At 70.7% G+C, this 20,283-nt stretch carries 16 protein-coding genes; 3 read left to right on the forward strand and 13 right to left on the reverse strand.

Annotated elements, in window-relative coordinates:
• Positions 1-65 precede the first annotated feature (65 nt).
• The 3 genes from HEP75_RS04310 to HEP75_RS04320 form a co-directional block, all read right to left on the reverse strand.
• Positions 66-1,430 (reverse strand): TolC family outer membrane protein, encoded by a 1,365-nt coding sequence (locus HEP75_RS04310; RefSeq protein WP_185822288.1) that lies wholly within the window; start codon positions 1,428-1,430, stop codon positions 66-68.
• A gap of 18 nt (positions 1,431-1,448) precedes the next feature.
• Positions 1,449-2,108 (reverse strand): protein-L-isoaspartate O-methyltransferase, encoded by a 660-nt coding sequence (locus HEP75_RS04315; RefSeq protein WP_185815317.1) that lies wholly within the window; start codon positions 2,106-2,108, stop codon positions 1,449-1,451.
• A 129-nt stretch (positions 2,109-2,237) separates the two neighbouring features.
• The gene (locus HEP75_RS04320; protein ID WP_185815318.1) at positions 2,238-2,897 is read right to left on the reverse strand and encodes a TetR/AcrR family transcriptional regulator; all 660 of its coding nucleotides are present in this window, start codon (positions 2,895-2,897) and stop codon (positions 2,238-2,240) included.
• A 380-nt stretch (positions 2,898-3,277) separates the two neighbouring features.
• Here HEP75_RS04320 and HEP75_RS04325 point away from each other — a divergent pair, with 380 nt between their 5' ends.
• The gene (locus tag HEP75_RS04325; RefSeq protein ID WP_255423997.1) at positions 3,278-6,172 is read left to right on the forward strand and encodes a ligand-binding sensor domain-containing diguanylate cyclase; all 2,895 of its coding nucleotides are present in this window, start codon (positions 3,278-3,280) and stop codon (positions 6,170-6,172) included.
• A 188-nt stretch (positions 6,173-6,360) separates the two neighbouring features.
• On the opposite strand, the gene leuB is transcribed toward HEP75_RS04325, so the two are convergent.
• The 10 genes from leuB to ilvC all read right to left on the reverse strand — a co-directional run bounded on the left by leuB (position 6,361) and on the right by ilvC (position 16,311).
• The gene (gene leuB / locus HEP75_RS04330) at positions 6,361-7,452 is read right to left on the reverse strand and encodes a 3-isopropylmalate dehydrogenase (RefSeq protein WP_185822291.1); all 1,092 of its coding nucleotides are present in this window, start codon (positions 7,450-7,452) and stop codon (positions 6,361-6,363) included.
• Positions 7,442-8,020, reverse strand: coding sequence for a 3-isopropylmalate dehydratase small subunit (gene leuD, locus HEP75_RS04335; protein WP_185825572.1), 579 nt, complete (start codon positions 8,018-8,020; stop codon positions 7,442-7,444). Before leuD ends, leuB begins: the two co-directional genes overlap by 11 nt.
• Positions 8,020-8,208, reverse strand: coding sequence for a hypothetical protein (locus tag HEP75_RS04340; RefSeq protein ID WP_185826493.1), 189 nt, complete (start codon positions 8,206-8,208; stop codon positions 8,020-8,022). The genes leuD and HEP75_RS04340 overlap by 1 nt, the downstream gene beginning before the upstream one ends.
• Entirely contained in the window at positions 8,208-9,623 is a 1,416-nt protein-coding gene (gene leuC, locus HEP75_RS04345) for a 3-isopropylmalate dehydratase large subunit (protein ID WP_185825573.1), read from the reverse strand. Before leuC ends, HEP75_RS04340 begins: the two co-directional genes overlap by 1 nt.
• A gap of 36 nt (positions 9,624-9,659) precedes the next feature.
• Complete coding sequence (locus HEP75_RS04350) at positions 9,660-10,442, reverse strand: class I SAM-dependent methyltransferase (protein ID WP_185825574.1); 783 nt, start codon at positions 10,440-10,442, stop codon at positions 9,660-9,662.
• 4 nt (positions 10,443-10,446) lie between these two features.
• The gene (locus tag HEP75_RS04355) at positions 10,447-12,006 is read right to left on the reverse strand and encodes a 2-isopropylmalate synthase (protein ID WP_185825575.1); all 1,560 of its coding nucleotides are present in this window, start codon (positions 12,004-12,006) and stop codon (positions 10,447-10,449) included.
• A complete protein-coding gene (locus HEP75_RS04360) occupies positions 12,003-13,109 on the reverse strand; it encodes a threonine dehydratase (protein WP_185823297.1) in 1,107 nt (368 codons plus the stop codon). Before HEP75_RS04360 ends, HEP75_RS04355 begins: the two co-directional genes overlap by 4 nt.
• Positions 13,110-13,304: 195 nt before the next feature.
• Entirely contained in the window at positions 13,305-13,553 is a 249-nt protein-coding gene (locus HEP75_RS04365; RefSeq protein WP_185825576.1) for an ACT domain-containing protein, read from the reverse strand.
• The gene (gene ilvG, locus HEP75_RS04370) at positions 13,537-15,258 is read right to left on the reverse strand and encodes an acetolactate synthase 2 catalytic subunit (RefSeq protein ID WP_185822296.1); all 1,722 of its coding nucleotides are present in this window, start codon (positions 15,256-15,258) and stop codon (positions 13,537-13,539) included. Before ilvG ends, HEP75_RS04365 begins: the two co-directional genes overlap by 17 nt.
• Positions 15,259-15,300: 42 nt before the next feature.
• Complete coding sequence (ilvC, locus tag HEP75_RS04375; protein ID WP_185825577.1) at positions 15,301-16,311, reverse strand: ketol-acid reductoisomerase; 1,011 nt, start codon at positions 16,309-16,311, stop codon at positions 15,301-15,303.
• Positions 16,312-16,834: 523 nt separating this feature from the next.
• On the opposite strand from ilvC, the gene HEP75_RS04380 reads away from it, so the two are divergent.
• Positions 16,835-17,470, forward strand: a complete 636-nt coding sequence (locus HEP75_RS04380; RefSeq protein ID WP_185825578.1) for an ECF-type sigma factor — start codon at positions 16,835-16,837, stop codon at positions 17,468-17,470.
• Positions 17,467-20,217: a serine/threonine-protein kinase gene (locus tag HEP75_RS04385; RefSeq protein WP_185825579.1), complete on the forward strand. Its 2,751-nt coding sequence runs from the start codon at positions 17,467-17,469 to the stop codon at positions 20,215-20,217. The genes HEP75_RS04380 and HEP75_RS04385 overlap by 4 nt, the downstream gene beginning before the upstream one ends.
• Positions 20,218-20,283 lie beyond the last annotated feature (66 nt).

Genomic DNA, 20,283 nt, shown 5'->3' on the forward strand with positions numbered 1-20,283 from the left:
ATCCCCAAGCAAAAAGGCGGACCCGAAGGCCCGCCGTTCGCGGTAGCGCAGTTGCCGGCGCAGCGTTACTGGGTGCTGCTGGCGGAGTTGAGCTTGGATTCGGCGCTCTGCGTCAGCAGCGCGTTGATCGACTGCACTTCGGCCACGTCCAGCGAGCCCAGCGCCTGGCTCAGCAGCAGGCGGTTCTGCAGGAAGTTGTAGCGCGACTGCGCGTAGTTCAGCTGCGCCTGGTACAGGGTGCGCTGGTTCTGCACCACGTCCAGCACGGTGCGCGTGCCCACCTCCAGGCCGACCTGCGAGGCGTCGTACGCGGCCTGCGCCGAGACCACCGCCAGGCGCCGCGCCTCGATTTCGCTGATGCCGGCGACGACGGTCTGGTAGGCGTTGCGGGTATTGCGGTCGAGCGCGCGCTTCTGCTGCTCGAACGTGTCCTGGGCGATGTCGCGCTGCGACAGCGCCTGGCGCACCGCCGACTGGGTCGCGCCGCCGGCGAAGATCGGGATGTTCAAGGTCAGGCCGATGACGTTGCTGTCCGCGCGCGGCGAATTGCTGCCTGAGAGGTTGTCGCCCCAACTGGCATCGCGGCCGGCGCTGGCCGACAGGTTCAGCGTCGGCAGATGGCCGGCGCGGGCGGTGGAGACGTTGTCTTCGGCTTGCTGCACCTGGTACTGGTAGGCGCGCAGCGACGGGTTCTTGTCCAGCGCCGAAGCGATCAGGCTGTCGATGTTGCCGCTCTCGGCCGGCAGCTGCGGACGGAAATCCTCCGGCAGGCTGCGCAGGTCGTGCACCGGCTGCCCGGTGATCTCGGTCAGTGCCTGGTACAGGTCCTGCAACGAATTGCGCGCGGTGATCGTGTCGGCGCGCGCCTGGTCGTACTCGGCGCGCGCTTCGTGCACGTCGGTGATCGGTGCCAGGCCCACTTCCAGGCGCTTGTCGGCGTAGTCGAACTGCTTCTTGGCAGCGGCTTCGTTGGTTTCCGCGGCGACCAGCGACTCGATCGCCACCAGCACGTTGAAGTAGGCGGCCGAGGTGCGCACGATCAGGTCGTCGTTGGCCGATGCCAGGGTGTAGTCGGCGGCCAGGCTGCGCGCCTTCTGCGCGCGCAGGGTCGAGAACTGGGCGAAGTTGACCAGGGTCTGCTGGCCCTGGATCGCGTAGCTGCGGCTCTTGCCGGTGTTGTCCAGTTCGCCGCTGCCGCGCTGCGTTTCGCTATGGCTGCGCTGCAGCGAGGCGGTGCCGTTGATCTGCGGCAGCAGCGCCGCGCGCGCCTGCACCGCGCCTTCCTTTTCGTACAGCCGGTTCGATTCCGCGCTGGCCAGCTGCGGGTCGCTATTGCGGGCCATTTCGTAGACTTGCAGCAGGTCCGTGGCGTTGGCGGCCAGCGGAAACAGCGCGGCGGCCAGCGCCAGAACGAGGGATCGGCGGATCATTGCGGCTTCCTTGATGGATCAGAATGTGAACTGGGGGACTGGCGCGGCGCCACGCAGGTAGTACGCCAGGTCGGTTTCGAACAGCGATTCCACGCGTGGCGCACCGGCATCGGCGTGGACCAGCACCGCGTCCATCACCGGGGCGCGGCCGCGGACCGCGAACAGGCGGCCGCCGGGCCGCAGCCAGGCCAGGAACTGCGCCGGGATCTCGGTGACCGCGGCGGTGACGCAGACCACGTCGAAGCGGCGCTCGCTGTGCCAGCCGAACGCGTCGGCGGTCTCGATGCGCACGTTGCTGCCCAGCCCGGCGGCATCCAGGTTGGCGCGTGCGGCGGCGGCCAGGGCCGGCTCGATCTCCAGGCTGACCACCTCGCGGCCGAGCTCGCCCAGGCAGGCGCTGATGAAGCCGCTGCCGGTGCCGATCTCCAGCACGTCCTCGCCCGGTTGCAGGTCCAGCGCCTGCAGCATGCGCCCTTCGATCACCGGCTTCATCATGTACTGGCCGTGCCCCAGCGGGATTTCCAGATCGGCATAGGCCACCGCGCGGTGGCTTTGCGGCACGAAGGTCTCGCGCGGCAGCCGCGCCAGCACGTCGAGCACGCGCAGGTCGAGCACGTCCCAGGGACGCACCTGCTGTTCAACCATCGTTTCGCGGGCTTGGGAATAGTCGATCGTCATCTGGGGCATCCAACGCGGTGGGTCGCGCATTTTAGCCGGCGCGGGGGCCGTGCGTATGCTGCAGCATCGCCGCAGCGGTGCCGCCGCGCGCAGTGCCGGAAGTCATCGGGCCGCCCGGCCGGCGCGGGCTCAGCGCGCCGCATAGGCGCGCAGGAAGAAATCCACGCTGGCCTCGACATGGGCCTGGATCCGCGCCCGGCTGGGGTCGCGGCACAGGCCGCACATCATCAGCGAGTGCAGTTCGCCCTTGATCAGGCAGAAGAACTGGGAGGCGGCCAGGCCCAGGTCGGCGATCTCCAGCTCGCCCGCCGCCACGTGCGCCTGCAGCAACTGCGCCAGATCCTGCTGGGTGCGTTTGGGACCGGCATTCCAGAACATCTCGCGCACGTGCTCGTCGCCGGTGCCGGGGGCGAGCATCATGCGGTGCGTCGCCATCGCCGCCTCGCTGCTGATCATCGCGAAGAAGGCCAGGCCGATCTCCACCAACTGGGCGCGCAGTGGGCCTTTCAGCGCATGCCCGAACAGGTCGTCGGGCAGCAGCGCCTGGCACTGCGCGCGCACCGCCTCGGCGAACAGGGTCTCCTTGTCGCCGTAATGGCTGTAGACGGTGAGCTTGGACACCCCGGCGCGGGCAGCGATGCCGTCCATGCTGACCCCGCCGAAGCCCAGTTCGGTGAACATGTGCTTGGCCGCGTCCAGGATCGCCGCACGCTTGCCCATGTCCTTCGGACGGCCCGGTCCGGCGGCGCGGGAAGAGGCTTTGGGGGAGAGAACGGGTTTGCTGACCATGACGGCAATACTAGACCAGTCGGTTCGATATTTATACTACACCCTTAAGTTCACTATTCAGGATGTCAGCCGTGCCCGCCCTGGTCCGCCGATCGAACGGATGGGTGCGCCTGGCATTGGGCCTGAGCGGCGTCATGGACTGCCGCCGTTCGGCAATGTGAGGAACGTCCTGACATCGGCGGCGAACATGTAGTGATAAATTGGCTTCTCGTGCGGTTTGGAGACCGCGTGCTGCCGAGGGCATGATTCGGGAAGCAATGGAGCAGGGGGACCGGCGTCACACAACCATCGGCAGCGCGTCTGCGCTGCGCCGACGCCTGCGCGGGCGCATCGGTTTTTTCCTGATGCTGCTGTGCGCCTGCTGCGCGGCAGGGTCCGCTGTGGCCCAGGCAACGCTGCCGGCGACCGCGCGCAGCATCACCGACCGGCCGACGGTGGTGCGCTGGACGATGGACGAAGGCCTGCCGCACAACCTGGTGCATGCGCTGGCGCAGGACCGCGACGGCCTGCTCTGGATCGGGACCTGGGAAGGCGTGGCGCGCTTCGATGGCCGCGCCTTCACCGTGTTCGACCGGCAGAACACCCCGGGCATGGAGATGTCCGGTGTGTTCGCGATCGTGCCCGAACGCGACGGCGGGGTGCTGGTCGGCACCGCCTACGACGGCGTATTTCGCTACGCGGGCGGCACCTGGGAGCATCTGGGCGATGCGCCTGCGCAGCGGCTGCAGGTGGCGTCGATGTTGCGTGCCCGCGACGGTGCGTTGTGGGTCGGCAGCGAGGACGGCTTGTTCCGGATCGAGGCCGATGGCCGCCTGAGCGCGGCCGGCGCAGCCGCCGGGCTGCCGAAAACGCGGGTGGCGGCGCTGCTGCAGCAGGCCGATGGCAGCGTGCTGGTCGGCACCGGGCACGGGCTGTTCCGCCTCGACCCGGCCTCGGGCCGCGCGCGGCGTTGGGGCCGCACGGAGGCGATGCGCGCTGCGCCGGTACGGCGGCTGAGCCGCGACCGCGACGGCGGGCTGCTGGTCGCCGGCGACGCCGGCGTGTTCTGGCTGCACGACGACGGCGCGCTGCAGTGGTTGCGCCAGGGCCAGCGCGTGGATGCCGCGTTGCAGGATCGCCAGGGCGAGTTGTGGATGAGCCTGTCCAGCGGCCAGTTGCTGCGGCGCTCGTCGAGCGGGGTCAGCGAGGAGATGCTGTCGATCTCCGGCGTGGTCAGTCCGGCGCTGATCGAAGACCGCGAAGGCCTGATCTGGGCCGGCAGCACCGACGGCCTGTTCCGCATCGCCGTGGGCGATGCCGGCGGCCTGACCCGGCACGACGGCCTCGGCGGCGATTACGTACGCGTGGTGCAGCAGAGCGCCGATGGCGCGGTCTGGATCGGCCATGCCGCGGGCCTCGATCGCTGGCAGCACGGCCGCATCGCCACGTTGCGCATCGCCGCCGCCGGCCGCGATCCGTCGGTGCTGGCGTTGGCCGCGGCCAACGATGGCGGCATGTGGGTCGGTACCTACAACCAGGGAGTCCTGTTGCTGGCGCCCGACGGTGCGGTCCGGCAACGGCTCGGCACCGAGGCCGGGATCCCGCAGGCCATGGTGCGGGCGCTGTTGCAGGATGCGGACGGCGGGCTGTGGGTCGGCAGCAATGCCGGCCTGGCCTATCGCAACCGTGGCCGCACCCGCCTGTACACACTGGCCGACGGGCTGCCGGCGCTGCAGGTGCAGGCGCTGTACCGCGATCGCGCCGGCGTGCTGTGGATCGGCACCAGCGACGGCATCGCGGCGCTGTCGGCCGGCGGCACGCTGCGCCGCTGGCCGGCCGGCGCCGCGTTCCCCGCGCACAACGCGTTCGATTTCCTGGAGGACGCCGACGGCGCGCTGTGGATCGCCAGCGACCGCGGCCTGCTGTGCCTGCGCAATGGTCGCTTCCGCATCTACGACCATCGTGTCGGGCTGCCGCGCGACAAGCTGTTCCGGGTCATCGACGATGGCCAGGGCCATCTGTGGGTGACCAGCAACCAGGGCGTGTTCCGCATCGCCCGCGACAGCATCGCGCAACTGGATGCAGGCCGCCGCGCGCAGTTGGCGGTGGACGTGGTGGATCGCAGCGACGGCATGCCCGGCAGCCAGGGCAACGGCAGCAGCGCGCCGGCCGGCTGGCTGAGCCGCGACGGCACCTTGCTGATCCCGACCTCCGCCGGCTTGGCGCTGATCGACCCGGCACTGCCCAGCCGGCATTCGCTGCGCGCACCGGCGGTGGTGATCGAGCGGCTGCAGGTCGATGGCCGCGAGCAGCCGTTGCGCGCCGACTACAGCTTGCCCGGCAGCGTCGGCCGGCTCAGCGTCGACTACGCCGGACTGAGTTTCCGCTCGCCGAACAAGATGCGCTACCGCTATCGCCTGCATGGCTTCGACCGGGAGTGGATCGAGGCCGGCAGCAGCGAGGAGGCGGTCTATACCAACCTGCCGCCTGGCGACTACCGGCTGGAAGTGCAGGCGACCACCAACGCGATGGACTGGTCGCGCAGCGATCTGGTCGGGCGCGCTTCGCTGCAGTTGGACGTGGTGCCGCCGTTCTGGCAGCGCGGTCCGTTCGTGGTGATCGCGGCGATCGCGTTCAGTGGCCTGCTGCTGTGGTGGTACCGCGGCCGCAGCAATCGTTACCTGCGCCGCCAGCGCCGGCTCAACCGCATCATCGCCGAGCGCACCCACGAACTGCGCGCGAAGAATCTGGCGCTGAAGCTGGCCGATTTCGAGCGCGAGGAGCTGGTGCGCAAGCTCGCCTACCAAGCCGGCCACGACGCGCTGACCGGCCTGCCGAACCGGCGCACCGCCGATCCGCACCTGACTGCCGCGCTGGAGCATGCGCGGGCCACGCAAACGCCGCTGTGCGTGGCGCTGCTGGACATCGACAACTTCAAGCGGATCAACGATCGCCACGGCCACGAGATCGGCGACGAAGTGCTGCGCCGGGTCGGCGAGGTGCTGCGCGCCACGCTCGGCGAACAGGCCTTCGCCGCGCGCCACGGCGGCGAGGAGTTCCTGCTGGTGTTGCCGGGCCTGGACCGCGAACAGGCGCGGACGCGGCTTGACGATCTGCGCCGCCGCGTCGCCGCGATCGTGGTCCACGACGTCGATGGGCGCACCGTGCAGTGCACGGCCAGCGTCGGTTTCGCCTGCGTCAGCCCGGCGCTGCAGAGCCGGCGCGAATTGCTGGTGCTGGCCGACCAGCGCCTGTACCAGGCCAAGCACGAAGGCCGCGATCGGGTGATCGGCTAGGCGCCAAAGCGCAGGTGCACCCTTGTGGGAGCGGCTTCAGCCGCGACACACAGCACGGCGAGCCTGCGGCGCGGAATCCTGTCGGGGCTGAAGCCCCTCCTACAGGAGCGATCCGCGCCGCCCGACGCGCGAGCCTTCGGCCGCTGCCTATCCGCGCAGCGACCGAACGCAGTGACCAATCCCACTACCTACTCGCGAATCTCGGCCTCCACCGACCCATGCGCCTGCAGCTGCTCCACCACCGCGCGTGCGGCCGCGTTGGTGGAAATGCCATGGCCGGGGGCGGCGAGGTCGGCGGTGAAGGCGTGCGCGTTGAGCGCGGCGTCCACGGCCTGCTCGATCGCCTCGGCTTCGGCATCCAGGCCCAGCGAATGGCGCAGCAGCAGCGCGGCGCTGAGGATGGTGGCGTAGGGATTGGCGATGCCCTTGCCGGCGATGTCCGGGGCCGAGCCGTGGATCGGCTCGTACAGGCCGATCCGGCCTTCGCCCAGCGACGCCGACGGCAGCAGCCCCAGCGAACCGGCGAGCATCGACGCCTCGTCGGTGAGGATGTCGCCGAACATGTTCTCGGTGACGATCACGTCGTACTCGCGCGGCTTGGCCAGCAGGTGCATGGCCATCGAATCGACCAGTTGGTGCTCCAGGCGCACGTCCGGGAATTCGTCGCGGCCGATGCGCGTGGCCACGTCGCGCCACAGCCGCGAGGTCTCCAGCACGTTGGCCTTGTCCACCGAGGTGACGTGGTTGCGGCGCTGCTGGGCCAGGCGGAACGCGCTGCGCAGCACCCGTTCGATCTCCTCGACGCTGTAGCGGCACAGGTCGCTGGCGTCGGTGGCGGTGCGGGTCTTGTCGCCGAAATAGATGCCGCCGGTCAGCTCGCGTACCACCACGATGTCCACGCCGGTGAGCAGGTGCGGCTTGATCGGCGAGGCGTCCAGCGCCGCCGGATGCGGCTTGACCGGGCGCAGGTTGGCGAACAGGCCCAGGCCGCGGCGGATCGCCAGCAGGCCCTGCTCGGGGCGGATCTTGGCGTTGGGATCGGACCACTTCGGCCCGCCGACCGCGCCCAGCAGCACCGCGTCGGCCTGCTGGCAGGCGGCCAGCGTCGCTGCCGGCAGCGGCTCGCCGTGGCGGTCGATGGCGATGCCGCCGATGTCGTGTTCGTGGAATTCGAACGTGTGCTGGTAGCGGCGGGCGATGGTGCGCAGCACCGAGACCGCGGCGGCGGCGACTTCGGGGCCGATGCCGTCGCCGGGCAGGACGACGATGTCAGCGTGCATGGGTGGCCTCGTACTGTTCGATGGCGGGTTGGCGCAGCAGCAGGTAGCCGAGTTCGTCGACGCCTTCGAGCAGGCAGGTCTGCGAGAACTCGTCGAGCGGGAACGGGTAGACGCGGCCGTCGGGCGTGCGCAGTTCGCGCGCGGCCACATCCACGGTCAGCGCGTCGTCCGGGCGCTGCATCAGGGTCTGCACATCGGCCTCGTCCAGCACGATCGGCAGCAGCCCGTTCTTGAGGCTGTTGTTGCGGAAGATGTCGGCGATCTCGCTGCTGACGATGGCGCGCAGGCCCAGGTCGGTCAGCGCCCACGGCGCGTGTTCGCGCGAGGAGCCGCAGCCGAAGTTGCGCCCGGCCAGCAGGATCTGGCGGCCGGCGTTCTGCGGCTGGTTGAACGCGAATTCCGGGTTCGGCGTGCCGTCGGCCTGCCAGCGCCAGTCGTTGAACGCGTTGCGGCCGAGGCCGGCGCGCTCGGTGGTGGACAGGAACCGCGCCGGGATGATCTGGTCGGTATCGATGTTGGTCTGGCGCAGCACCACGCTGGCCGAGGTGAGGGCGGCGAATCCGGCCATCAGCAGGTCTCCTGTGACACGGTGGCGGTGGCGGTGGCGGCGACGGCCGCGTCGGGCAGCGTCGCCGGCGGCAGCGCCGGAGTGGGGACGTGCGGCGGCAGCAGCGGCTTGCCGCGATGGGCGAAGGCACGGGTGGTGGCGGCGACGAAGGTCAGCGTGGCCGCGAGCGCGGCGATGTGCGGCACCATCACGCGACCTCCGCGAACAGCGTGCGCGGGTCGCTGACCTTGCCGTTCACCGCGGCCCAGGCCGCGGTCATCGGCGACGCCAGCAAGGTGCGCGAGCCGGGACCCTGGCGGCCTTCGAAATTGCGGTTGCTGGTGCTCACCGCCAGTTGCCCCGGCGCGACCAGGTCGCCGTTCATCGCGATGCACATCGAGCAGCCGGATTCGCGCCACTCGGCGCCGGCGGCGCGCACCACCTCGTGAATGCCCTCGGCCTCGGCCTGGCGCTTGACGATCTCCGAGCCCGGCACCACCAGCATGCGCACGTTCGGCGCGACGCGGCGGCCGCGCAGCACCTGCGCCACTTCGCGCATGTCGCTGAGCCGGCCGTTGGTGCACGAGCCGACGAACACCACGTCCACCGGGGTGCCGATCAGCGCATGGCCGGATTCGAAATGCATGTAGTCCAGGCCCTTCTGCGCGGCCGCGTCCTGCGCCGCCGGAATCGGCACGTCCACCGCGATCGCGGTGCCCGGGTGGGTGCCCCAGGTCAGGGTCGGGCGGATGTCGCGCGCGTCGATGCGCACGTCCACGTCGAAGCGCGCGCCCGGATCGCTGCGCAGCTGCGACCAGCGCTGCACCGCGGCGTCGAACTCAGCACCCTTGGGCCCGCGCGGCGTGTTCGCCATCCAGTCGAAGGTGACCTGGTCCGGCGCGACCATGCCGGCGCGCGCGCCGGCCTCGATCGACATGTTGCACAGGGTCATGCGCTGCTCCATGTCCATCGCCTCGATGGTGGAGCCGCGGTACTCGAGCACGTGGCCGGTGCCGCCGTTGACCCCGATCACGCCGATGATGTGCAGGATCACGTCCTTGGCGCCGACGCCCGGCGCCAGCGGCCCGTCGACGGTGATCGACATGGTCTTGGCCTTGCGTTGCAGCAGGCATTGCGTGGCCAGCACGTAGCCGACCTCGCTGGTGCCGATGCCGAACGCCAATGCCCCGAAAGCGCCATGCGTGGAGGTGTGGCTGTCGCCGCAGACGATGGTCATGCCGGGCTGGGTGAAGCCCTGCTCGGGCGCGATCACGTGCACGATGCCGCGGTTGTCCGAGGCCATGTCGAACAGCTCGATGCCGTAGTCGGCGCAGTTGCGCGCGAGCATGTCCACCTGCGCTTCGGAGGCCTTGGTGTAGTACGGCAGCTTGCCGTCGGCGCCGCGCGGCAGGGTCGGCGTGGAATGGTCCATCGTCGCCTTGGTGCGGTCGGGACGGCGCGGCGAGAGCCCGCGCGCCTTCAGTTCGGTGAACGCCTGCGGCGAGGTCACCTCGTGGATCAGGTGCAGGTCGATGTACAGCACCGCCGGGGCGGTGCCGCTTTCGGGGACGACGACATGCGCGTCCCACAGTTTGTCGTACAGGGTGCGGGGGGCTGGGTTCATTGCCGATAACCTTGCGTGGGTCTGGAACGGGCGGGCTCAGGCGTCGGCCTGGGCCGGTACCATGGCGTGGAAGCGCAGGCGGACGTAGTCGGCGCTCCAGCGGCCGCGATCGTCGCACAGCGTTGGCGTCAGCAATGCGACGGCAGTAGCGAGAACGTCCTGCCGTGTCGTGGCGTTCAGGCCGACCAGAAACGGGTCGGCGAAGGTGCGCAGCCAGCCGGCCATGCCGGTCGGCAGCGGCGTGGGCCGCGGCAGCAACGCGATCTGCAGCACTTGGAATCCATGCGCCTGCAGGCGCTGCGCATAGGCGTCGGCGCTGGGGAAGAACCAGGCGAACGCTGCTGCCGGCGCGCCATGCAGGCGCAGCGCCGCATGCAGCGCGGTGACGATCGCCGCCACGTTGCCGTGGCCGCCGAATTCGCCGACGAAGCGACCGCCCGGACGCAGCGCGCGGCGCACGCCGCCGAGCACGAGGTCCGGCTCGCGCATCCAGTGCAGTGCGGCATTGCTGAACACCGCATCGAAACGCTGCTCGAACGCCAGCGCATGGCCATCCAGCACCTGCGCGTCCACGCCGCGTGCGCGTGCGGCGTCGACCAGTTCGGGCGATGCGTCCACGCCGAGCACCTCGGCGCCGCTGGCCGCCAGTTTGGCGGTCAGCACGCCGTCGCCGCAGCCCAGGTCGAGGATCCGCTCGCCCGGCTGTGGTGCCAGCAGCTCCAGCACCGGCATGCCCAGTGCCGGCACGAAGCCGGCATCGTCGGCATAGCCCTGCGCGTTCCAGCGTTGGCCGGCGGCGGGCACGATGGTTGCGCTCATGTGCTCAGGCGGCCGCGGTGGCGGCGCTGGCATGCACGCCCTGGCGCTGGCGCAGCACGCGGTTGGCCACGTCCAGCCAGGCCAGCGCGCTGGCCTCGATGATGTCGCGGCTGGTACCGCTGCCGTCGTATTCGATTTCGCCGTGGCGCACGCTGAGGTTGGCTTCGCCGCGCGCGTCGGCGCCGATGCCGACGCTGTGCACCTGGTAGCTGTCCAGGGTCAGCTGCACGCCGGTGGCCGCGGCCAGCGCGGCGAACAGCGCATCCACCGGGCCGTCGCCTTCGGCGCGCTCGCTGACCCGTTGGCCGTCCGGATCGGACAGCTCGACCTGCGCGCTGGCGCGCTGGCCGCGGTCGCTGACGGTCATCGACGACAGCCGGTAGCCCTGGCTTTCCGGCGCGTCCTGCATCATCGCCTGCAGGTCGGCGTCGTTGACCACGCGCTGCTGTTCGCACAGCGCCTTGAACGCCTCGAATGCCAGGTTCAGTTCCGCCTCTTCCAGCACGTAGCCCAGCGCGCGCAGGCGCTGCTCGACCGCGGCGCGGCCGCTGTGACGGCCCAGCACCATCTGCGAGGACTCCCAGCCCACGTCTTCCGGACGCATGATCTCGTAGGTGCCGCGGTGGCGCAGCATGCCGTGCTGGTGGATGCCCGACTCGTGGGCGAAGGCGTTGCCGCCGACGATCGCCTTGTTGCGCTGCACCGGCATGCCGACCAGCCGCTGCAGCAGCTGCGAGCTGGCGACGATGCGCTGGGTGTTGATCGCGGTGTCGATCTCGTAGAACGCGTTGCGCACCTTCAGCGCCATCGCGATCTCTTCCAGCGCGCAGTTGCCGGCGCGCTCGCCGATGCCGTTGATGGTGCATTCCACCTGCCGCGCGCCGCCTTCCACCGCGGCCAGCGAGTTGGCCACGGCCAGGCCCAGGTCGTTGTGGCAGTGGGTGCTGAAGATCACCCGCTCGGCGCCGGGCACGCTGGCGATCAACCGCGCGAACATGCCGCGGATCTCTTCGGGCGTGGTGAAGCCGACCGTGTCGGGCAGGTTGATGGTGGTGGCGCCGGCGGCGATCGCCACCGCGGTCACTTCGGCCAGGAAGTCTTCCTCTGTGCGGGTGGCGTCCTCGGCCGAGAACTCCACGTCGTCCACGTACTGGCGCGCCAGCGACACGTGCTTGCGCACCGATTCCAGCACCTGCTCGCGGCTCATCCGCAGCTTGTGCTCGCGGTGCAGCGGGCTGGTCGACAGGAACACGTGCAGGCGCGGTTTGGCCGCCGCCTCCAGCGCGCGCGCGGAGGTCTCGATGTCGGTGGCCAGGCAGCGCGACAGCACCGCCAGGGTCGGCTCGCGCAGTTCGCGGCCGATCAGCGCCATCGCCTCGCGGTCGGACTGCGAACTGGCCGGGAAGCCGGTCTCGATGATGTCCACGCCCAGCTCGGCCAGGGCGCGCGCCATGACCAGCTTCTGCGGCGGGGTCATGCTGCAGCCGGGGGATTGCTCGCCGTCGCGCAGGGTGGTGTCGAAGATGCGGATGCGGGGGGTCTGGGAAGAAGACGAAGTGTTCACCAGATGGTTTCCTCTACGGCGGCGGTGGCTGGCGGATGGGAGAGCGAAGACGCGGGGCGAGCGGAAGCGGGCGGGGCGGCGGCACGTTGGTTGCGAAGTCGCTCGGCATTGCGGCGGCGCGGCTTGCGTGGCGCGCGTGGGCGCACCTCCGACAGCAGCGTCGCCAGCACGCCGGCGTCGATGTTGCCACCGGACACCACCGCGCATTTGCGCTTGCCGGAGACGCGGCGGCCGGCCGCCAGGGCCAGCGCGCCGGCGCCCTCGGCGATGACGTGCTCCTCCAGCGCCAGACGGACCAGCGTTTCGCGCAGTTCCGCCTCGCGCACGATCACCACGTCGTCGAGCAGGCTGGCGCACAGCCGGCGGGTGATGAACCCGGGGATTTTAACCTTGACGCCGTCGGCCAGGGTGGGCACCGGGTCGATCGCGCGGATATCGCCGCGGATCGCCCGTGCCATCGAATCCACGCCCTCGACCTGCGCGCCGACGATGCGCACGCCCTGCGAGCGCAGCGCCAGGGCCACGCCGGAGGCCAGGCCGCCGCCGCCGATCGGCACGATCACCACGTCCGGGGCGTGCGCGGCCAGCTCGATGCCGACCGTGCCCTGGCCGGCGATCACGTCCGGGTCGTCGAACGCGGACAGGAAGCGGTAGCCGTTCTGCTCGGCCAGTTCGCGGGCGAAGGCGTAGGCCTCGTCGTAGCTGTCGCCGTGCTGGCGCACGGTGGCGCCCCAATGGGCGACGCCGGCGATCTTGGTCTGCGGCGCGCCGTGCGGCATCACCGTGATCGCCTGCACGCCCAGGCGGTGCGCGGCCCAGGCCACGCCCTGCGCATGGTTGCCGGCCGAGGCGCAGATGATGGTGCGCTCGTCGCCGCGCTCCAGCCCGGCCAGCAGCGCATTCAGCGCGCCGCGTACCTTGTAGGAGCCGGTGCGCTGCAGGTTCTCCAGCTTCAGCCACACGCCGAACCGCTCGGCGTAGTGCACCGGCGTCGGCGGCAGGTAGCGGCGCAGCCGCGCCTGCGCGGCCAGCACGTCGGCGACGCTGACCGCTACGTCGCCTACGTCGGGTTCCTGCGGGGCGGGGCGGCCGGTGTCAGGCATGAAGGGGCCGGGACTGGGGAGTGGGGAGTAGGGATTCGACATGCGAATCCTGTGCCCGAAGAAGCGACCTCCGTGGAAGAAGACTCCTCCGCGTGAGGCCATGGCGCTGGCGGATCGCCGGCGCGGCAGCGGCGACCGCGCGGCCGTCGGCGCGCTTGCCGATTCCCGATTCCCGATTCCCCACTCCCGGCCCGATCATGGCACCACGTCCAACGCAGTCACCCGTACCGACTCGCAGTCGTACACCTTCTCCATCTGCAGGCGCAGGCTCTCGCCGGGGCGAATGCCGTCCACCACCATCTGCAGGTGCCAGCGGCCGGCATCGTCGGGCGCAGACGCGCCGCTGATCGACAGCGGCGCGAAGCCGCGCCGCTCGGCCATGCCGATCGCGCGCAGCAGCGCGCCTTCGGCCGGCTTCAGCACCAGGTCAAGCTGGTATCGCATGGGGGATCTCCTGGCGCTGGGTCGCGGGGTTGCTCTCCAGCATGGTGCTGTTGGCGGTGTTCGGCGGCACCAGCGGCCACACGTTGGCGCGCGCGTCGATGGCCACGTGCAGCAGCGCCGGACCCGGCTGCGCCAGCAGTTCGGCCAGGCCGTCCTCGACCTGGCCGCGCGCGGTGATGCGCTTGGCCGGGATGCCGAACACCTGCGCCAGCGCGGCGAAGTCCGGGTTGTCGGACAGGTCGATCTCGCTGTAGCGCTCGGCGAAGAACAGTTCCTGCCACTGCCGCACCATGCCCAGCGAACTGTTGTCCAGCAGCACGATCTTCACCGGCAGCTTGCAGCGCGCGATGGTGACCAGCTCCTGCACGTTCATCATGAAACTGCCGTCGCCGCTGACCAGCACCACGGTGCGCTCGGGGCAGGCGAACTGCGCGCCCATCGCCGCCGGCAGGCCGAAGCCCATCGTGCCCAGCGCGCCACTGGTCAGGTGGTTGCGCGGATGGTTGAAGCGGCAATGCTGGGCCACCCACATCTGGTGCTGGCCGACATCGCAGGCGATCACGGTGTCGGCCGGGGCCAGCTCGCTCAGCCGCTTCAGCAGGCCGGGCGCGTAGATGTCGTCGCCCGGCGCGTCGTAGCGGGCGCCGAATTTTTCGCGATGGCCGACGCAGCGCGCATGCCACGCCTCGCAGGTGCTGGTCGCCGCGCTCAGCGCGCGCAGCGCCTCGGCCACGTCGCCGGGCACGGCGATGTCGGCATGGCGCAGCTTGGAGATCTCGCAGGCGTCGGCATCCAGGTGGATGACCCGCGCGAACGGGGCGAACTCGGCCAGCTTGCCGGTGGCGCGGTCGTCGAAGCGCGCGCCGACCACGATCAGCAGGTCCGACTCCTGCACCGCCATGTTGGCGGCGCGGGTGCCGTGCATGCCTAGCATGCCCAGGTAGTGCGGATGCCCGTGCGGCAGCGCGCCCAGCCCGCGCAGGGTCAGCACGGTGGGGATGCGGGTGGTGTCGACGAACTGGCGGAACGCGTCCACCGCATCGGCCAGGGCGATGCCGCCGCCGCCGTAGATCACCGGCTTGTCGGCGCCGGCGATCGCCGCCAGCGCTTCGGCCAGGGCCGCGGCATGCGGCGCCGGCGGGGTCGGCACCGCGGCCGGCACGTGGTCGGGCAGGTGCGAGGCGTCGCCCAACTGCACGTCCTTGGGCAGATCGATCAGCACCGGCCCCGGACGCCCTTCGCGGGCGATGCGGAACGCGTCGCGCAGCACCTGCGGCAGGTCGTCCACGCGGCGCACCAGGAAGCTGTGCTTGACGATCGGCAGGGTCAGCCCGAACACGTCCAGTTCCTGGAACGCGTCGGTGCCCAGCAGCGGCGTGGCGACCTGCCCGGTCAGGCAGATCATCGGCACCGAGTCCAGCATCGCGTCGGCGATGCCGGTGACCAGGTTGGAGGCGCCCGGGCCGGACGTGGCGACGCAGACCCCGACCCGCCCGCTGGCGCGGGCGTAGCCGTTGGCGGCCAGCGCCGCGCCCTGCTCGTGGCGGACCAGGATGTGCTTGAGCTGGCTGTCTACCAGCGCGTCGTAGAACGGCATGATGGTGCCGCCCGGATAGCCGAACAGCGTGTCCACGCCTTCGGCTTCCAGGGCCTGCGTCAGCCAGCGCGCGCCGTTGCGGGGCGTGCCGTGAGCGGAGGAGTTCATACGGTGGCGACCTTTCGGTAAAAGCGGGTGGGGGAGCCGCGGTTACGCGGCTTGCTGGCCGGTCGCGGCCGGCTTGGCGGCAGCGGCGTCGCCGTTCAGCCAGACCATCTTGGCGCGCAGCTGCTTGCCGACCACTTCGATCGGGTGCTCCAGGTCGGCCTGCTTGAACTTGTTGTAGTTCGGCAGCCCGGCTTCGTATTCGGCGACCCAGTTCTTGGTGAAGGTGCCGTTCTGGATGTCGGTCAGCACGTCGCGCATGCGCTCCTTGGTAGCCGCGTCGATGACCCGCGGGCCGCTGACGTAGTCGCCGTACTGCGCGGTTTCGGAGACGAACTCGAGCATGCGGGTGATGCCGCCTTCGTAGAACAGGTCCACGATCAGCTTCAGTTCGTGCAGCACTTCGTAGTAGGCGATTTCCGGCTGGTAGCCGGCTTCCACCAGCACTTCGAAGCCGGCCTGGACCAGCGACGAGGCGCCGCCGCACAGCACCGCCTGCTCGCCGAACAGGTCGGTCTCGGTCTCTTCCTTGAAGGTGGTCTTGATCAGGTTGGCGCGCGCGCCGCCCAGGCCGGCGGCGTACTCGAGCGCGAACTGCTCGGCCTTGCCGCTCTGGTCCTGGTACACCGCCCAGATGCACGGCACGCCGCGGCCGATCTCGTACTCGCGGCGCACCAGCGCGCCGGGGCCCTTCGGCGCGACCAGCACCACGTCCAGGTCGGCGCGCGGCTTGATCATGTCGAAATGCACGTTCAGGCCGTGCGCGAACAGCAGGCAGGCGCCCTGTTTCATGTTCGGCGCCAGCACTTCGTCGTACAGCTTCTTCTGCACCATGTCCGGGGTCAGCACCGCGACCAGGTCGGCGTCCTTGACCGCCTCGGCGGGGCTCTTCACCACGAAGCCGTCGGCCTGCGCCTTGGCTTCGGTCGGGCCGCCCGCGCGCAGGCCGACGGTGACGTCGAAGCCGGACTCGCGCAGGTTCAGCGCATGCGCGCGGCCCTGGCTGCCGTAACCGACGATGGCGATCTTGGTGGTGGGCTGGGCGGAACTGGTCATGGGGCGAATGTCCTCGGAACGGTGTGGGTAGGAAGGGAAACGTGTGTTTCGCGGTTACTAAAATGAAAAACCCCGCGCCGTTGCCGGTGCGGGGTCTGATCGAATCCAGGCTGCTTGTCGCTTACACGCCGGTTCGTCCCGCACTTGTGGGCGAGGTAATAAGCACGAGTACGAGGAGCGACGCGGCGGCGTCCGCGCGCAGCGCGGCGGGCAGGCGGGTCGGCTTCGGGCTGGTGTGGCGATGCAACATGCAGCGAGATAAACATGGCCTTTGCGGGGCTGTCAACCCTGCTGCTGCTGCGAAACAGCGAATGTGCCGAAAGCCGCACCAGCACAGCATCGTTACGCCTGAAACGGTGCGCCGGCGCAGCGAATGCACGTCCGATTGCGCGGAAAATCGGCGTCTTCCGCGCCTGCCACGCGGCGTCAACAGGCGGTCGCCATCCTGCGGTAATCTGGCGCGGCTGCCACGGCCCGGCCGTTGCCGGCCACCTTCAATCACTCCTGTTCGACGATCCGGCGCATGCATTCCGAACCTCTTCCCGTGGCGGTCGCTCCGCGCAAGGCCTCCGCGTCGGCCGTGGCCGAGAGCGCGCAGGTCACCGGCCTGCTGCAGCGCTGGCGCAGCGGCGACGCGCAGGCCGAAGCGCAATTGCTGGAACTGGTCTATGCCGCGCTGCGCGAGATGGCCGCCGCGCGCATGGCGGCGCGCCAAGGCGATGCCTTGCTGCAGCCGACCGCGCTGGTCCACGAAGCCTTGCTGCGCATGCTCGACGCCGACGTGGAGTACCGCGACCGGGTGCATTTCTTCGCCCTGGCCTCGTTGAAGATGCGCGCGGTGCTGGTCGACTACGCGCGCGCCAACCTGGCCGCCAAGCGCGGCGGCGGGGCGATGATGATGACCCTGTCGCATGCCGACCGCGACGGCGCCGCGCCCAGCGAGGAATACCAGGTGCTGGCCCTGCACCAGTCGCTGCAGCGCTTCGCCGGTTTCGACCCGCGCGCGGCGCATGCGGTGGAGCTGGCCTATTTCGGCGGCATGACCCACGACGAGATCGCCTGCCTGCTCGAGGTGTCGGTGCCGACCGTCGAGCGCGACCTGCGCATCGCCCGCGCCTGGCTCAAGCGCGAACTCAGCGCCGATCCTGGCCGCCCATGAGCGACGAACGCTGGCAACAGGTGCGCCAGCTGTTCGAATCGGTCTGCGACCTGCCGCCGGCGCAGTGGCAGCCGACCCTGCAGCGGCTCAGCCAGGATCCGGCGCTGGTGCAGGAGGCGTTGGCCCTGCTCGCCGCGCAGACCGTGCAGTTGCAGCAGTTGGCCGCGCCGTTGCGGGCGCTGGCCGGACGCATGGCCGCGCCGGAACTGGGCGTAGGCGACCGGCTCGGCCCGTGGCGGCTGACCCGCTTCCTGGCCAGCGGCGGCATGGGCAGCGTGTTCGTCGCCGAGCGCGCGGACGAGCAATATCAGCGGCAGGTGGCGGTGAAGCTGCTGCGCGGCCTGCCCGACGCGCTGACCGCGCAGCGCCTCGCCGCCGAGCGGCAGATCCTGGCCAGCCTGCAGCATCCCAATATCGCGCGCCTGTACGACGGCGGCGCCACCCCGGGCGGGCAGCCGTACCTGGTGATGGAGTACGTCGACGGCGTCGCCCTGGACCGCTACCTGCAGGCGCAGGCGCCGGACCTGCCTGCACGGCTGCAACTGTTCCTGCGCATCTGCCGCGCGGTGCAGGCGGCGCACCAGCGCCTGGTGCTGCATTGCGACCTGAAGCCGGGCAACGTGCTGGTCCGCGCCGACGGCGAGCCGGTGCTGCTGGACTTCGGCATCGCCCGGCTGCAGGACGCGGCCGACGGCGCCGAGCGCGGCCGCTTCTGCACGCCGCCTTACGCCAGCCCGGAACTGCTGGCCGGGCAGCCGGTGGGCGTGGCCGGCGACGTCTACAGCCTGGGCGTGATGCTGAGCGAAGTGCTGTCCGCGCAGCGCCTGCCGGCGCACGCCGGGACCGACGCGGCTTGTCCCCCGCCGAGCGCGCTGGCGCAGCTGCCGGCGTTGCGCAGGCAGCTGCGCGGCGATCTCGACGCGATCGCGGCCAAGGCCTGCGCGCAGGATCCGGCGCAGCGCTACGCCAACGTCGCCGAGCTGGCTGCCGATCTGCAGCGCCATCTCGGCCACCGCCCGGTGCAGGCGCGCCGCGGCGGTCGCCGCTATGCGCTGGCCCGCCTGCTGCGCCGGCGCTGGCGCGAGAGCGCGGTGGCCGCGGCGGTGCTGCTGCTCAGCGCCGGCTTCATGTGGCGCCTGCTGGAGACCCGCGCGCAGGCGCAGCGCGAAGCGGCGATCGCACTGCAGGTCAGCCAGTTCATGACCGATGCGTTCGATGCCGCCGACCCGCGCAGCCGCGGCGCCCAGGGCACCGCGACGATCAGCGCGCAGCAGGTGCTGGACCGTTCCGCCGCGCAGCTCGACCGGGGCCTGGCGCAATCGCCGGCGGTGCGCGCGCGGCTGCGCGCCACGCTCGGCCGCGCCTATATGAACCTTGGCCAGGACGCGCGTGCCGAGACGTTGCTGCGCCAGGCCGCGCGCGAATTGCGCAGCGCACAGGTGGGCGAACCGGCGTCGGCGTCGCAGGCGCTCAGCGACCTGGCGGTGCTGCTGTACAACCAGGATCGCGGCGCTGCGGCGCTGGCCGCGGCCACCGAGGCGCTGCGTCTGGCCGAACCCGGCGAAGAGCGCGACGCGCTGGCCAAGGCGACCAATGCGATGGGTCTGGCGTTGAGCCGGGTCGGCCGCACCGACGAGGCCGTGGCGATGCTGCAGCGCTCGCTGGCGCTGCGCATGCAGCCGGGTGGGAAGACCGACGGCGGTCCATCCACGGCGATGCACAACCTGGGCCAGGTGTTCAAGGCCAACGGCGATCTGGTGCAGGCCGAGCACTGGTACCGGCGCGCGCTGGCGCTGAAGCAGCGCGACTTCGGCGCGCGCAGCGTCGACTACCTGCACAGCGCCGAAGGCCTGGCCAAGACGCTGGCGGCACGCGGCGCCTTGCCGGCGGCGAGCGCGCTGATGCAGCGCAACCTGGAACTGTCGCGCGCGCTGTACGGTGCGCGCAGTCCGCTGCTGGCCGATGCGGAAAACGAACTGGCGTCGGTGTACCAGGATGCCGGCGATTTCGCTGCGGCACGCGTGCACTATCTGCAAGCGCTGGCGATGTTGCCGGCGCTGGGCCTGGCGCAGAGCGTCGACCATGCGCGCTATCTCAACAACCTGGCCACGCTGGAGGAATCGCGCGGCGATCTGCCGACGGCCGAGAAGTTGTATCGGCAATCCTGGCAGATCCGCCGGCAGGCGCTGGACGCGGACAACCCGATGACGCTCAACGCCGAGGGCAACCTGGGCCGCATGCTGATGCGCCAGGGCCGGCTGGGCGAAGCCGAGCCGCTGTTGCGGCATGCCTACGAGGGTATGGCGCGGCTGTATCCCGCCGATCATCCGCGGCAACTGGTGCAGCGCCTGAGCCAGGTGGAGCTGCACATGCGCAGCGGCGAGCTGGCGCGTGCGCAACGCGAGCTGGACGCGCTCCGGCCGGCGGCCGGCTGGCCGTCGACGCAACTGCAGCGACGGCGCGACATGTTGGCCGCGGAGTTGGCGCAACACGCCGGCGACAGCGCCGCGGCGCTGCGCGGCTGGGAAAGTGTGGTGCAGGCGAACCAGGCCGAACTGGGCAGTGCGGCGGTGCCCACCGCGATGGCACGGGTGTCGTTGGCCGAAGCGCTGCTGGCCCTCGACCGGCGCGACGAAGCGCGCGCGCAACTGCAACAGGCGCGTCCGGTGCTGGTCGCACAGCTGGCGCCGCAGGCCGAGTTGCTGCGGCGCCTGGATGCCGGGCAACAGACGCTGGCGTTGCGCTGAGTGTCTGCGCGTCGGATGCAGCGCCGCGACGCTGTCGTCATCGCGCTGCATCGGGCTCGCTCCAGA

Origin of the sequence: Xanthomonas sp. SI, from assembly GCF_014236855.1 — a bacterium.
Taxonomy (GTDB): domain Bacteria; phylum Pseudomonadota; class Gammaproteobacteria; order Xanthomonadales; family Xanthomonadaceae; genus Xanthomonas_A.

What these genes read in the sequence shown, in the direction of transcription:
- HEP75_RS04310 (WP_185822288.1), bottom strand. Translation starts at nt 1,430, where the DNA reads ATGATCCGCCGATCCCTCGTTCTGGCGCTGGCCGCCGCGCTGTTTCCG.
- HEP75_RS04315 (WP_185815317.1), bottom strand. Translation starts at nt 2,108, where the DNA reads ATGACGATCGACTATTCCCAAGCCCGCGAAACGATGGTTGAACAGCAG.
- HEP75_RS04320 (WP_185815318.1), bottom strand. Translation starts at nt 2,897, where the DNA reads ATGGTCAGCAAACCCGTTCTCTCCCCCAAAGCCTCTTCCCGCGCCGCC.
- leuB (WP_185822291.1), bottom strand. Translation starts at nt 7,452, where the DNA reads ATGCACGCTGACATCGTCGTCCTGCCCGGCGACGGCATCGGCCCCGAA.
- leuD (WP_185825572.1), bottom strand. Translation starts at nt 8,020, where the DNA reads ATGGCCGGATTCGCCGCCCTCACCTCGGCCAGCGTGGTGCTGCGCCAG.
- HEP75_RS04340 (WP_185826493.1), bottom strand. Translation starts at nt 8,208, where the DNA reads ATGGTGCCGCACATCGCCGCGCTCGCGGCCACGCTGACCTTCGTCGCC.
- leuC (WP_185825573.1), bottom strand. Translation starts at nt 9,623, where the DNA reads ATGAACCCAGCCCCCCGCACCCTGTACGACAAACTGTGGGACGCGCAT.
- HEP75_RS04350 (WP_185825574.1), bottom strand. Translation starts at nt 10,442, where the DNA reads ATGAGCGCAACCATCGTGCCCGCCGCCGGCCAACGCTGGAACGCGCAG.
- HEP75_RS04360 (WP_185823297.1), bottom strand. Translation starts at nt 13,109, where the DNA reads ATGCCTGACACCGGCCGCCCCGCCCCGCAGGAACCCGACGTAGGCGAC.
- HEP75_RS04365 (WP_185825576.1), bottom strand. Translation starts at nt 13,553, where the DNA reads ATGCGATACCAGCTTGACCTGGTGCTGAAGCCGGCCGAAGGCGCGCTG.
- ilvG (WP_185822296.1), bottom strand. Translation starts at nt 15,258, where the DNA reads ATGAACTCCTCCGCTCACGGCACGCCCCGCAACGGCGCGCGCTGGCTG.
- ilvC (WP_185825577.1), bottom strand. Translation starts at nt 16,311, where the DNA reads ATGACCAGTTCCGCCCAGCCCACCACCAAGATCGCCATCGTCGGTTAC.
- HEP75_RS04380 (WP_185825578.1), top strand. Translation starts at nt 16,835, where the DNA reads ATGCATTCCGAACCTCTTCCCGTGGCGGTCGCTCCGCGCAAGGCCTCC.
- HEP75_RS04385 (WP_185825579.1), top strand. Translation starts at nt 17,467, where the DNA reads ATGAGCGACGAACGCTGGCAACAGGTGCGCCAGCTGTTCGAATCGGTC.